The organism is Terriglobus roseus, from assembly GCF_900102185.1.
Lineage (GTDB): Bacteria > Acidobacteriota > Terriglobia > Terriglobales > Acidobacteriaceae > Terriglobus > Terriglobus roseus_A.
On the sequence record NZ_LT629690.1, the window covers coordinates 2336970 to 2351442 of the forward strand.

General features: G+C 56.4%; 8 protein-coding genes. 4 read left to right on the forward strand and 4 right to left on the reverse strand.

Annotated elements, in window-relative coordinates; genetic code table 11:
- The first annotated feature begins 49 nt into the window (after window positions 1-49).
- Complete coding sequence (locus tag BLT38_RS09825) at window positions 50-1012, forward strand: polysaccharide deacetylase family protein (RefSeq protein WP_231966850.1); 963 nt, start codon at window positions 50-52, stop codon at window positions 1010-1012.
- On the forward strand, window positions 954-2570 hold the full coding sequence (locus BLT38_RS09830; RefSeq protein ID WP_172838217.1) for an IPT/TIG domain-containing protein: 1617 nt from the start codon (window positions 954-956) through the stop codon (window positions 2568-2570). Before BLT38_RS09825 ends, BLT38_RS09830 begins: the two co-directional genes overlap by 59 nt.
- On the opposite strand, the gene BLT38_RS09835 is transcribed toward BLT38_RS09830, so the two are convergent.
- Window positions 2567-3826, reverse strand: a complete 1260-nt coding sequence (locus BLT38_RS09835; RefSeq protein WP_083345015.1) for a glycosyltransferase family 4 protein — start codon at window positions 3824-3826, stop codon at window positions 2567-2569. The two genes, BLT38_RS09830 and BLT38_RS09835, sit on opposite strands and share 4 nt — an antisense overlap.
- Entirely contained in the window at window positions 3819-4184 is a 366-nt protein-coding gene (locus BLT38_RS20950) for a serine O-acetyltransferase (RefSeq protein ID WP_231966851.1), read from the reverse strand. The genes BLT38_RS09835 and BLT38_RS20950 overlap by 8 nt, the downstream gene beginning before the upstream one ends.
- Window positions 4185-4826: 642 nt before the next feature.
- Between BLT38_RS20950 and BLT38_RS09845 the strand changes: the two genes are divergently transcribed.
- A complete protein-coding gene (locus tag BLT38_RS09845) occupies window positions 4827-10547 on the forward strand; it encodes a beta strand repeat-containing protein (protein WP_172838218.1) in 5721 nt (1906 codons plus the stop codon).
- Between the two features lie 53 nt (window positions 10548-10600).
- On the opposite strand, the gene BLT38_RS09850 is transcribed toward BLT38_RS09845, so the two are convergent.
- Window positions 10601-11941, reverse strand: coding sequence for a sugar transferase (locus BLT38_RS09850; RefSeq protein WP_083345017.1), 1341 nt, complete (start codon window positions 11939-11941; stop codon window positions 10601-10603).
- Between the two features lie 9 nt (window positions 11942-11950).
- Window positions 11951-13174, reverse strand: a complete 1224-nt coding sequence (locus BLT38_RS09855; protein ID WP_231966852.1) for a DegT/DnrJ/EryC1/StrS family aminotransferase — start codon at window positions 13172-13174, stop codon at window positions 11951-11953.
- 282 nt (window positions 13175-13456) lie between these two features.
- Between BLT38_RS09855 and BLT38_RS09860 the strand changes: the two genes are divergently transcribed.
- A complete protein-coding gene (locus tag BLT38_RS09860; protein WP_083345018.1) occupies window positions 13457-14440 on the forward strand; it encodes an NAD-dependent epimerase/dehydratase family protein in 984 nt (327 codons plus the stop codon).
- Window positions 14441-14473 lie beyond the last annotated feature (33 nt).

The following is a 14473-nucleotide window of genomic DNA, read 5'->3' on the forward strand; positions in this document are numbered from 1 at the left end:
CGCCTTGAAATCGGCACGAAAGAAAATTGGCGCGTCTGGAGCCACACTCGTGTTGACGCTGCACCGCGTCATTCCAGACGATGCGATGGAATCCTGCCGTTCGCCTCACGGCATGGTCATCCGCGAAAGCGCATTCCGCAGCCTGCTCGTTTATCTCAGCAAAAATGCAGTATGCGTAAAGCCTGGGGACATCGATCAGCCGGAAGGATCAAGCACGCGTCCACGAGTGTTGATCACCTTCGATGACGGATGGTTCGACAATCTCGCAATCGCTGCTCCCCTTCTCGCACAATTCGGAATGTCCGCTTGCTTTTTTGCGGTAACGAACTATGCTGGTCGCTCACAGCCTTTCTGGCCTGAAAGAGCCCTGGGATTAGTACGAGCCCTGCACGATTCGAAGAGCCAAATTTCGTTGCGAGACCTTTTCTCTCACTTGGTCGATGCAGAAGGAACGCCTTTACCCGCCGGCCCTATTAAGGAAGAGGAACTCCTTAGCTGGTTAAAGCAGTTTGATCCTGAGACAATTTCTGCTGCAATCAGTGATGCCGAAAGAAGTATCTCTTCTCCCATGACAACTCGCCAACCTGATCCTTGGGAGCGGCTCATGACGTGGGACGAGATGCACACTTTGACGCGTGCAGGTCATACGATCGGATCGCATACAGCAACACATGCTCTACTCACGCAGTTGACGTCCGATGAAGTCGCTTCAGAGCTTCTCACATCTTCCACTGCTCTTGAGCAACACATGGTGCCAGAACACACTGAGCGGCACTGGATTGCATATCCAAACGGCTTCACAGATAACCGCGTACGAGAACTGACAGCCAAATGTGGATATCACTACGGATTCACTACAGTGTCCGGCCTATGGCGCAAAGAGAGTGAGCCATTAGCAATTCCGCGAGTCAACGTGTGGGATGGATCTGTCTTATCGCCAGAAGGAACATTCGATGAAAGCTATCTGGAGTACACGTTATTTTTCCGGCCACTATTGGCGGGTTCCTTGTAGAGCGCTGTTTCTCTTACTGCCACTTCTCTACTTCGCCCCAACATTAGCAGCCGCAGAGCAGTCGCAGCCCCATGTCTTCTTTAGCGACCTGACAAGTGCTCCCGCTTCAGGCGGCGAGTCAGATCAGGGAGCATTCATCACACTCTATGGCAGCGGCTTCGGTGAAAAACGCGGAGCAGCTTACATCTCTATTGGAAATGAGCGTGCGTTCGCGTATCCCGTCTGGTCTGAACGCACACTTACCTTCCAACTGCCGAACCGCGCACAGTCTGGATCAGTAGTTGTCCATACGGACAAGGGCGCTTCCAATGAAATTCACCTCACCGTCAGGGCAGGACACATTCGCTTCTACCCCGAGAGGAAAGGCGAAACACTTCAGTCCGCAGTAGACAAGCTCCATGCCGGAGATATTCTTTACGTCCGCGATGGCGTTGCAGTCAATGCTCTTGATCGTTACGAATCGTCATGGAACATCATGACCAGCGGACGCAAAGATAATCCCATCGCAGTAGTTGCTTATCCCGGTGCCAAGGTGACGATCGGTTCGGTGGATGGTCCGAACATCGCAGCCAGAACTCCCAATGTCCAAAGAACCTCAGACCACTGGGTGATTGCAGGCTTACATTTCGTTGGCCATCAAGAGGCAATGGATATTACTGACTCCAAGGATTGGCGGGTTGTGGGCAATGACTTTACCTGCCCTCATGGCTTCGGACCAACCGGCTGCATCGAAATGTCTCAGGTTTCTGAAGTCGCATTTTTAGGCAACAACGTTCATGACGTTGGATTGCCAAGAACAACGAAGGTGTATCACGGCGTGTACTTCAGCACGGACAGCAATCACATCGACGTTGGATGGAACACGATTGCAAATGTACGCGGATGCCGCGGCCTGCAGTTCCATTCCACGCCAACCGATCCCGGCACCGGACTGAATCAATACGACTTGCATATTCACGACAACGTGATTCACGACACCGCTTGCGACGGCATCAACCTCGCAACGATCAATCCCTCTGCAGGCCCCGTTGAAGTCTTCAACAACCTTCTCTACAACACAGGCCAGGGTCCCGATCCCGAGGATGGCAGCGCGAATTACGCTTGCATCTACATACAAGGCGGCTCAAACTCTGGCCCCGTAAGTAGTGGCGTGGTTGATGTCTATAACAACACCATGTTTCGTTGTGGAGGAAGGCGCAACACAGATTCGGGAGCCATCGCTTTGTCAGGCGGGTCTACGAAACAGGCGATACGAATCCGAAATAACATCATCGTTCTGGACGGTGGTGTACCGCTTTTCTCTCCGAATAGCAGACCTGTGCCATTTCAGGCGCAAGCAAATCTTGTCTGGTGGCTGCAGCCAGGTAAGGATGGACGATCACATCTCCCGGAAGGTTTTCAGCTTGTAAATCCCATGCTGCGAAATCCCTCCAACGGCGATTTTCGTCTCTCCGACGCCAGCCCTGCGTTGCATCGCGGCGTACCCACGGCATTGAACTGGACATTGGATGGCCGTATGAGAACTTCCAAAATCCCCGATAGCATCGGGGCTTTCTAAGAAGTTACTTGCGACCGATCGCTCTGCTGCAGAAGTTGCAGCAGTATCTTCTCGAACCCAGCCCGCCCTTTTTCGACATCGAAGCGCGACGCCCATTCGAGCCCATGCGCGCGGAACCGAGCCCGCAACGCATCGTCGGACATAAGAAGCGCGATGGCATCCGCTATTTGAGGAATCGATTCACCATCGACAAGCAATCCGTTGTGGCCATGATCAATCGCATCGCCTGTTCCTCCAGCGACACCACCAATAACAGGCAAGCCGCAAGCAGCCGCTTCAAGAAAGACCACTCCAAAGCCTTCCGTATCTCCATTGAGATTGCGATTCGGCTGCAGGAAAACGTCAGCGGCTTCATAACATCCCGGCAGATCGGCATCAGAAACGAAGCCCAAAAACTCCACCACATCTTCAAGCTTCAGTTCACTGATCAGACGTTGAAGTGATCCCAACTCCGATCCCTTACCCGCGATAACGTAGCGCCAGTCATCTTGCAAGTCGCCGCTCTGTTTCAAACGAGCAAGTGCTCGCAGCGCCTGATCAATTCCCTTTCGTGGTTCAAGACGCGCTACGGTAAGCAACACCTTCTTGTCGCTCCATCCATAGCGACTCCGAAGCTCTTCTCGCCTGCCAGATACATAGAAACGATCATGGTCAATAAAGTTTGGCAATACGGTCACACGATCTGAGATACGCGCAATAAGGTCTGCCGTGTAACGACTAACGGCAATATTCATATCAGCATCGCGCAGACTACGCCTCTGATACATACGCATAATCGGTTGTAGAAAGGCTGGAGCCACCTGCATGGTGAGTTCTTCGCCATGAACGTAGTTCACCAGAAGTGAACCGGATGGATTCGCAGGCATCAGCCAACCAGCAGAGTAAGTGCCTCCGCATACGATGACGGACGGCGAATACTTTCTGCACAGCGCCTTCCACTGCTTTCTGCCGAGCACAAAAAACCGCATCAGCGAAGGAAGCAATAGAAATGCCTTCGTAAGAGGCGAACGCGCATTCTGCGGCAAATGAAACTCAAACGCGTCCAGCCGCTCAACTGTAAAGCCGTTGGACTCGACGGCCATATTGTCCCACGCGCGCGCTGTCTCTTGGTCCACCTTCCAGTTGTCTGCAACCACGACTACTCTGAAACCCCGAAACTGGCGCAGCAATCCCAAATAAATCTGGACCACCCCCCCGTGATATCCCGGAGCGAAGTATGGCGCGACAAAGAGCAGGAGCGGACGTTCGTCAGGCATCGATCAAGCACTCTTCCTTCGCCTGCGCATCGGATGGCGACGGACGCCTCTTCACGATAGTGGCAGGCACACCCATAACCGTTACTCCAGCAGGAACGTCGCGAGTCACAAGCGAGTTGGCGGCGATCCGCGCACCATCACCGATCACAATAGGACCGATGAGCACGGCACCCGTTCCCACATATACGTTGTCACCCAGACGTGGAACCCCGCGCGAGCCAACCCCTCGAGTCCCCAGGGTGACGTGATGCGCCAGATCGCAATTGCTGCCAATCACGACATCGGGATGGAGAGTGATGCCTCCACAATGCGCGATCAGCAACCCTGGTCCGATCTGTGCCTGAACATTCAATCGCATCTGAAGGAACGCTTCAATGAATGTTGAGCCCAGTAGGTGGACCACCTTGGCTGGCAACCAAAGGACCCTGGCCTTATGGGGAGCATAAATCCACCTTCCCATGCGATACCAGAGCAGGCACCACACTGCGGGATTAAGCATCATTCGGCGCCCAGACTCCCCAGAAGCCTTGTACCTGGCGCAATCAGCTTGAAAATCTGAGATCAAATATGCCCCCCAACCAACCCAAGCACGCAGGTCGCCATCTCAAAAGTCCGCATCACGCTGGAATTTTTTTCTCCCGACAAAGAAATAAGTTCCTCGTTTCACAAGGGTTGCACGCAAAATCAACAACTTAGAGGGCCTAATCCAAAAGGTTCCGAAATTGCAATTTGTTGCACACGATCATAGCGATCTAGGGTGTCACAGGTCTCGCCTCGTTGCGCGACGTGAGTCATTTCTTGTGTCAAAGACGGAGTCAGCAATATGCAGGTTCGCAGTACCTCCAACCATTTCTTGCAGTGTGTTTTGGTCAGGCCGACCGCACAAGTAGTTCTTTTGGTCGCGCTTTTTGCTTCATTCGGGTTGGTTAGTGGCTGCGGAGCGGGCTATGGAGTAATAGCCTCCCCTTCGAGCACGTCCGTCACACTGAATGCAGGCCAAATGGTTCAGATCCCGCAAACCACCACACATTCGTCCAAGTGGGTGCTGAGCGGTATTGGGTGCAATGGAGCGAACTGCGGAACGGTCGAGCCAAGCCTTAACTCCATCATCTATACGGCTCCCGCGACGGTTCAGTCGCAGATCCACGTGACAGCAGCGACCGACGACACGACCGGCAAGTTTGATGCAACCGTCAACCCTGCGCTCAAAGTCAGTGCATCGCTTAAGAGTGCCACCGTCAACACGGCGTACACAGCAACCGTATCGACCAGCGGTGGATCAAGCCCAACACATATCGCGCTTTCATCTGGCGCCCTTCCCGCCGGTATGCAGTTCAATGCATCGAACGGTCAGATCTCTGGAACACCAACCACTGTGGGCGACTATCCTGTGACCTTCCAGGCGACCGATGCCAGTGTGGCCGGCACAGCCACGACGGTCCAGACCACCTTTCACGTACTCGCCGACTCGCAAACTTCCCCCATCAATATCACCACGTCGTCGCTCGACGTGGGCATCGTAAACCTTGCTTATAGCGCGGTATTGACTGCCAATGGTGGGACGACTCCATATACCTGGACCATCGCCTCCGGCTCTTTGCCTGCGGGGATCGCGCTTAGCGGCGACGGAGTGATAAGCGGAACGCCCACCACCGCTGGCACCTCCACCTTTACGGCACAGATCACCGATAGCTCCGGCTTAAGCAGCTCCGTACCGCTAACACTACTCATTCTCAATACCGGCGCTCCTTCTACACCACTGACAATCAGCGCACCCCCTGCGGGCACTGTGGGGACCGCTTACACCGGGACAATCGGCGTGTCAGGCGGCTTAGCTCCGTATAGCTGTTCCGTTGCTGCGGGACTCCTCCCAGATGGCCTTGTTCTGAATGGGTGCGTCCTCACCGGTACGCCTACCACTGCAGGCAGCTATCCATTTGACATCACTGCGACGGACGCTGCTTCTCCCTCGAATTCGTTTACCGCAACCATCGTTGTCAACATCGTCGCAGCAGCCACACAGCTTACGATCGGGCCTCCAGCATCCGCTACCGCCGGTGTCCCCTACAACGGCTCCATCTCAGTCAGCGGAGGCAAAGGTCCATATACCTGCTCGATCATCAGCGGGTCACTGCCGGCAGGCATCACTCAAAACAACTGCGCTCTGCAAGGAACTCCTTCGGCATCGGGTACCTTCCCGATTCGAGTCAACGCTACCGACTCCAGCAGTCCTGCGAACACCGCGACGGCAACGTTCTCCCTGGTCGTCAGCGCCGGTGCGGGACAACTAACTCTCGCGTCACCCCAGGCAGCAACCGTTGGTGCGACCTACAACGCAGCCATCGGCATTACCGGTGGAACGGCGCCTTATACCTGCTCGATCACCAGTGGAACATTGCCCAACGGACTGAGCCTGAACGGCTGCTCCTTCACAGGCATCCCCACAACGGAAGGCAGCTATCCTCTTGGCGTCAAGGTATCGGACTCTTCCTCAACGCCCATCTCTACGACAGGCAACATCGTCGTTACAGTTGGTTCCGCTGCAGCCTCGCTGGTGATCTCTTCCCCGGCCGCGGGAACGGTTGGAACGGCCTACAGCGGCACCATCGGTGTAAGCGGTGGCACTGCGCCTTACACATGCTCACTCATTGGCGGATCTCTGCCAGCAGGCATCACGCAGAACAACTGTGCTTTGAGGGGAACCCCCACGACATCGGGTAACTTCTCCTTCGCGATCAAGGCCACGGACTCCAGCAGCCCTGCAAATACTCGGACATCAACGCTCTCCCTCGTTGTGAACGCCGCTGCAGGTCAACTCATCCTCACATCACCAGCGGCCGCAACTGTCGGCAAGGCTTATAGCGGTGTGATCGGTGTCACCGGCGGCACTGCACCTTATCGCTGCTCACTCGCCAGCGGCACGCTTCCTGCAGGGCTTGCGCTAAGTGGATGCACGCTGATCGGAACACCAACGACAGCGGGAAGCTATTCGCTCGGGATCAAGGCATCGGACTCTTCCTCAACGCCTATCTCCACAACAGGCAACATCGCCGTTACGGTCAATGCCGCCCCAGTCACGCTGGTCCTCACCTCTCCTGCACCAGCAACGGTTGGAGTGTCGTACAACAGCACAATCGGCGTAAGTGGTGGCACCGCGCCTTATACCTGCACGATCGTCGGCGGAACGCTGCCAGCAGGTATCACGCAGAACAACTGCAGTGTGGCCGGAAACCCCTCGGCATCGGGCACCTTCTCCTTCGCAGTAAGAGCCACGGACTCCGGCAACCCTGCAAATACTCGGACATCAACGCTCTCCTTGGTTGTGAACGCCGCTCCAGGCCAACTCAACATCTCATCACCAGCAGCCGCAACTGTCGGCAAGGCTTATAGCGGTGTGATCGGTGTCACCGGCGGCACTGCACCCTATATGTGCTCGATCGCCAGCGGCACAGTTCCTGCTGGCCTTGCACTGAATGGATGCACCCTCGTGGGTACACCCACAACAGCAGGAAACTATTCGCTCGGAATCAAGGCATCGGACTCTTCCGCAACGCCTATCTCCACAACGGGCAACGTCGTCGTTACAGTCAATGCCGCCCCAGTCACGCTGATCCTCACCTCTCCTGCACCAGCAACCGTTGGAGTGTCGTACAACAGCACCATCGGCATAAGTGGTGGCACCGCGCCTTATACCTGCACAATCACTGGCGGAACGCTGCCAGCGGGTATCACGCAGAACAACTGCGCTCTGACTGGAACCGCTTCGGCATCGGGTACCTTCTCGTTCGCAGTCAGGGCAACGGACTCCAGCAGCCCTGCAAATACTAGGACATCAACGCTCTCCCTCGTTGTGAACCCGGCTGCAGGTCAGCTCATCCTCACAGCGCCAGCGGCCGCGACTGTTGGAAAGGCTTATAGCGGAACGATCGGCGTCAGCGGCGGCACTGCACCCTATCGGTGCTCACTCGTCAGCGGCTCGGTTCCAGCTGGTCTCGCCCTCAACGGATGCACGTTGAACGGCACGCCCACAACAGCGGGAAGCTATTCACTCGGGATCAAGGCATCGGACTCTTCCGCAACCGTGATCTCCACCACCAGCACCATCTTGGTCACAGTCAATGCAGCCCCCGTCACGTTGACTCTGACTGCCCCTGCCGCAGCAACGCAAGGTACCGTCTATAGCGGCATCATCGGCGTAACGGGTGGCACCGCTCCTTACACATGCACGATCACCGGCGGCAATCTGCCAGCGGGCATCACGCAGAACAACTGCGCTCTCACTGGAACGCCCTCAGCATCGGGTACCTTCTCCATCGCAGTCCAGGCAACGGATTCCAGCAGCCCTGCGAATAGCAGAACAGCAACCCTCTCCTTCGTGGTGAACGCAGCAGCAGGCCAACTCACACTGACATCGCCTCCCGCAGCAACCGTTGGCTCCACATACACTGGCAACATCGGCGTTACTGGCGGCACGGCACCGTACACCTGCTCGCTCGTCAGTGGAACAGTTCCTGCAGGCCTCACGCTGAACGGATGCGCAATTGCTGGCACCCCCACAGCATCAGGAAGGTACTCACTCTCGATCAAGGCAACAGACTCTTCCGCAACGCCGATCTCCACAACCGGCAACGTCGTGGTCCGAGTCAACGCAGCCGCCACACTCACCCTGACCTCTCCTGCTGCAGGAACGGTAGGCACCAGCTACAGCGGCACCATCGGCGTACGCGGTGGCACTGCTCCTTACACCTGCTCGCTGACCAGCGGAACAGTTCCTGCTGGACTCACGTTGAGCGGATGCACTCTCATGGGCACTCCGACAACAGCAGGAACTTCGACGCTGGTGATTAGCGCGTCAGACTCCTCTGCAACCCCGGTTACCGCGTCCGGAAACATCACGGTAACAATCAACGCTGCACCGGCCGTGACGCTCACTCTGTCTGCTCCACCTGCGGCCACAGTTGGAACAGCCTACACCGGCACCATCGGCGTAAGCGGTGGCACCGCACCATACACCTGCGCATTGGCCAGTGGCACGGCTCCGGCTGGATTGACACTAAACAATTGCACTCTCTCTGGCACTCCGACAACCGCTGGGTCGTTCATCCTGTCCATCAAGGCATCGGACTCCAGCACCCCGGCCAACAGCACAACAGCGAATGTTACCGCCGTTGTGAATGCAGCGGCGTCAACAACGCCCTCGGGATCTCCGCACATTAACTACACCGATCTGAACATCGGCAGCGGTACGGGCGGCGATAACGGAAACGGCGTATACGTTCGAATCTTCGGTGCCAACTTCGGCTCCAGCCAGGGATCCAGCAACATCACTCTTGGCAATGGTTCGCTCGTTACCAATTGCTCGCTCTGCTCATGGTCCGACACGCAGATCATCGCTCAGGTCGGCTCGGCTGCAAGCACAGGACAGATCGTCGCAACAGTCAACGGTCTACAATCCAACGGAGTTCCGTTCACCGTGACGCCGACGACCATCGTCTTCGTCTCGCCGAATGGCTCTGACTCCAACAACGGTTCGTTCACTTCGCCCTATAAGACATGGCGCGCAGCGTTCAACTCTGTAACCTCCAACGACTCCAAGTCGCCGTCGCAAAACACGGTGATCTATCTGGAGCCAGGAACGGACGTCACCTTCGACGACGGTCGTGGATACAAAGCAGCCATCTCCACAGACAGAGGCGGATCGTCCGCGACCAGCCAGCTTTCGATCGTGGGCTATCCCGGCGGCACCGTGACGGTTGGAAGCTCCTCCATCACGAACGGCGTAAAAGGATGGGGTAACTACATCACCGTCGCAAACCTCACAATCATCGGACAGGTTTCTGCAGTCGATGCTGAGGCAGGCGACGTCCGCATCATCAACAACAGCATCTCCTGCCCCGCTCCGCCATCCGGAGTAGGTGGTACGGCCTGCGTCCTCGGCGAAACCACGGATCCCACCGAAACGTGGGTATTCCAGGGCAACAATGTTCACGACACGGGCGGTAACGTCGATAAGACCTACCACGCTGTCTACTTCTCAAGCAACGTGAACCACGCGGATGTGGGTTGGAACAATGTCGGTCAGAACTTCAAGGGTTACTGCCGCGGCATCATGTTCCACGCAACGCTTGGCGACAACCAGTACGACCTTCACATCCACGACAACATCGTCACCAACTCATACTGCGACGGCATCGCGTTGGCTTCGGTCAATCCTTCGCTGGGAACGGTTGAGGTATACAACAACGTCGTATCGAATGCGGCGCTCGCATCGAACCCCTACGGTGTCGCGAATGAAGCAGGCATCGCCATCAACACGGATCCGGCAGGCGGCGGCAGCAGCGGCAACGTTGAGGTCTACAACAACACCGTCGTGAACGCTGGCGCATATACACTCGGCAACCAGAATGGCTGCTTCGGAGTTGTTCTGAGTGGTGCAGGTATGCACCTCACAAACAACATCTGCGATCAGCCGTCATCCTCGCAGCCCTACATTGAGAAGGGATCGACCAACGTCAGTGGCAGCAACAACCTCTGGTATGGTGCGGGTGCCGCTCCCTCGTGGGACCCCGCTCCAATCACCTTGAATCCGTTGCTGTCGGGGATCTTCTCCTTGCTGGGCTTGTCGCCTGCAAGTGGTGCCGGTACAACGTCGATCATGTCACCGTTCGACATCCTCGGAAATGCACGCGGCTCGCGGCCTTCCGTAGGTGCCTATCAATAAAACAATCTTCAATTCACTGCGTAGGGGCGACAGAAATCTGTCGCCCCACTTTTTTAGATCGCTCCCCGTCCCACCAGAACAACCTTCACTGTCTCAAGCACAATCGCGAAGTCCAGCCAGATAGAGAGATGCTTCACATAGAAGAGGTCATACTCCACCTTGCGGCGCGACTCTTCAATGTTCGATCCATAGTGATAGCGCACCTGCGCCCATCCCGTAAGCCCCGGCAGAACCGAATGACGATGCTGATAGAACGGAATATGTTCTTCAAGAATCGAGCACAGATGAGGCTGCTCCGGCCTGGGCCCAATCAAGCTCATCTCGCCCTTCAGCACATTCAATAGCTGAGGCAGTTCGTCAATACGATACTTGCGCAGATGACGACCCAGAGTCGTGATGCGGTTCGTCTCCTCACCCGCCCAACCAGTGGTCTCGCCTTTTTTAACCGGCGCCATGCTGCGGAACTTCACGATGCTGAACGGACGACCAAAGAGTCCGATTCTTTCTTGCCGGAAGAAGATAGGCCCATCGTTCCGCAAGCGGATCAACAGCGCAGTAACAGCCATCACAGGCGACGCAAGTAACAACAACGTACCAGCCAGCGCCACATCCAGAAACCGTTTCGCAAGCCGCTTCGTCGAGCGGTTCACATAGTGTTCGCTGAAGATGCAATCCTGCGCGCGCAACTGATCCACGCGGACACGCCCCGTGGCACGCTCAAAGAACGTCTGCGCATCTTCAATGAAGTGTCCCGCCATCTTCAAATCAAGAAGCAGAGACAGATTGTCCTCAGACTGAGCCTGTGTGTTCGCCACAATCACGCGATCAAAATGCTCCGCATTGTTCTTCGTGGTATCGAGCGCACAACGTAATTGAGAAGGCAGCGTAATCCGAGCCACTTCCATGTTCCATTCCGGACTGGAAGCAATCACGCCATGCAGCTCACTGGCCTCGTCACCCGAACCAACAATCAGAACCTGCTCACGATTTCTCGGAAGCGCCAATCGCCTGGACAATAGCGTTACAGCCGCAACAATTCCCGCGAACATCACCGTGCGCGAAAGCACAGGCGTAGCAACGGGAATAAGCAGCGAAACAATCGCAAGCAGCAGGAACAGAACGCCGAAGGCGCGCATCACCTGCACCAGCGTCTCGCGCCCCATGCGAACCACATTCAGGTTGTAGAGCTCGTGGTAGTACAGAATCGTCTGGCACAAAAGCCCAACAGCCATCAGCCGCAGCAGACCAAGCACAAGACTGCCGGGGGAACGATTCGGCTCAACAGCTACCAACGGCAGAACAAACAATAACGGTGCCACGATTACCAGCACCACAAAGTCAAACGTAAGAAGAAGGGCGGCCCTCGGTGGGAGGGCCTTTCCGCTTATCTTCATGGTCGTCTCCTAAACGAGTTCCGCAACCACCGGCGCAGACTCTGGCTTCAGAGTGCTGACCGCCTGCTTGATTGCGCTCACAACGCGATCCACTTCGTCATCGCGCAGTTCCGGATAGATGGGCAACGAGAGAACTTCGCGCGCGGCACGTTCTGCCTCAGGCAACGATCCTTCTTCATAGCCAAGCTCTGCGTACATCGGCTGACGGTGCAGCGGAATCGGATAGTGAACAGCCGACTCAATGCCCTGCTCCTTCAGCAGCTGCTGCAGCGCATCACGCTGCGGAACGCGGATCGTGTACTGATGGAAAACGTGCGTACGCCCAGGAGCGGCCTGCGGCAGAACAATCTCTTCCACATCGGCCAAACCTTCGCTGTAACGTGCTGCACGCTCAGCGCGCTTCGTGTTCCACGTATCCAGGTGAGGCAGCTTCACGCGCAACAGCGCGGCCTGCAGCTCGTCCAGGCGGCTGTTCCATCCCAGGAATTCGCTGCGATACTTCTTGGCGCTGCCGTGTGCGCGAGCCATGCGGAGATACTGAGCCTTTTCCGCATCACGCGTAACGATCATGCCGCCATCGCCGTAAGCGCCGAGGTTCTTGCTCGGGAAGAACGAGATGCAGCCATAATCGCCGAAAGAGCAGACCGGAGCGCCGTCATAACGCGCACCCAGAGCCTGAGCCGTATCACCGATAAGCGCCAAACCAAACTTTGTGGCGAATGCACTGATCGCCGTGATGTCCGCAGCCTGACCATACAGATGAACAGCAATCACCGCCTTGGTTGCCGGCGTTACCAGGGACTCAAGCAGCTCCGGATTCATCGTGTACGTGATCGGATCAATGTCGGCAAATACCGGGGTTGCTCCCAGCAGGCTCACCGTGTCCGAAGTCGCCACGAAGGTAAACGCCGGAACAATAACCTCATCGCCAGGGCCAACGCCTGCAGCCTTGAGCGAGAGCAGAAGCGCATCGGTTCCCGACGCAACACCCACTGCATAGCCCACGTTGCAGTACTCGGCCATTTCCTTTTCCAGAGCAGCAACCTCCGGACCAAGAATGAAGTGCTGATGCTGCAGCACACTCTCTATCGCCTTACCGATTCCATCGCGCAGCGAATCGTATTGCCTCTGCAGATTCAGCATCCGTACCGTTTCCATTCCTGTCCCCCATTCGTAGGTGTAGATCACCTTGCTCCCATGCTGTTGCACGTCGGCGGCCAGATCAGGAATCACGCAGATGGGCGGGTTTTCGCCGAAATTCAGGCAGATACGGCCTTTGCAACGCCCTGCCGGGAGCGATCACACAATGCAAGGGTTTGCATACTTTTCGCGCGCATCGGCAGTCGACTTCAGCGGTTACGCAACCTCCCTGGAAGCCATGATCCGGCGCTTTCCTGCAATTCATTGGGACTTTACATGCAGATGCGCCGTGTCTCCCCCTGTTTCTCCAATGGCATGGCAAATGCAATTGCGTTAGTGCGAACCAGTCAACACACGCTTAAGGAGTGCATGAGGATGGCACGTTATCTAATTACGGGAGTCGCCGGTTTTATCGGTTCCTCTCTTGCCCACCACGTGTTGCAGCAAGGCCATGAAGTTATTGGCATCGACAATCTAGTGGGCGGCGATGTCCATAATCTGGATGACATCATTCGAGACATCGACTTCCGCGTGATAGACATCAACGAGACGCTTCGGCTGCGCGAGTGCTGCCGCGGTGTCGATTATGTTCTCCACCAGGCCGCCTTGGCATCTGTGCCACGGTCCATCCGCGAGCCTCAGGTTACGCACGTGGCCAACGTCGACGGAACGCTCAGCGTCCTGATCGCCGCGCGCGATGCCGGCGTAAAGCGTGTTGTCTATGCTGCATCCTCTTCCGCATATGGCGATAAGTCCTCTCACCCAAAGAATGAAGACATGATCCCCTCGCCTCTCTCGCCGTACGCGGCGCAGAAACTGGCGGGTGAGTATTACGTCAAGAGCTTCTGGCACGTCTACGGACTGGAAGGCGTCTGCCTCCGCTATTTCAACGTCTTCGGACCCCGTCAGGGTTCTGACTCGCCTTACTCGGGCGTCATCGCGAAGTTCGCCTCTGAAATTCTGAAGGGCAACACTCCGCTGATCTTCGGCGACGGCAACCAGAGCCGCGACTTCACCTATATCGACAACGTCGTATCGGCCAACATGCTGGCATGCATGGCCCCAGCACAGGACGTTTCAGGACGTGTCTTCAATGTAGGCACTGGCCAGAGCCACTCCTTGAATCAGACGTATGAGCTGATGGCACACTATCTCTCCTTCAAGAAGGCGCCGCTCTACACGGCACCGCGCCTGGGCGATGTGCTGCACTCTGAGGCGGATCTGACGCTGTCGCGCAAGACGCTCGGATACGAGCCGCTGCACAGCTTCAAGGACGGCCTTGCCAAGACAGTGGGATGGTTCCTGGAGCAGGAAGCCTCCGCAATTACAAAGTCCACCCAGTATCGAATGGTGGGCTAACCCCGCAGTAAATTCATCAACGAAAGGCATACC

Coding starts and splice junctions, on each gene's coding strand:
- BLT38_RS09830 (WP_172838217.1), top strand. CDS start 954: ATGAAAGCTATCTGGAGTACACGTTATTTTTCCGGCCACTATTGGCGG.
- BLT38_RS09835 (WP_083345015.1), bottom strand. CDS start 3,826: ATGCCTGACGAACGTCCGCTCCTGCTCTTTGTCGCGCCATACTTCGCT.
- BLT38_RS20950 (WP_231966851.1), bottom strand. CDS start 4,184: ATGCGATTGAATGTTCAGGCACAGATCGGACCAGGGTTGCTGATCGCG.
- BLT38_RS09845 (WP_172838218.1), top strand. CDS start 4,827: ATGGTTCAGATCCCGCAAACCACCACACATTCGTCCAAGTGGGTGCTG.
- BLT38_RS09850 (WP_083345017.1), bottom strand. CDS start 11,941: ATGAAGATAAGCGGAAAGGCCCTCCCACCGAGGGCCGCCCTTCTTCTT.
- BLT38_RS09860 (WP_083345018.1), top strand. CDS start 13,457: ATGGCACGTTATCTAATTACGGGAGTCGCCGGTTTTATCGGTTCCTCT.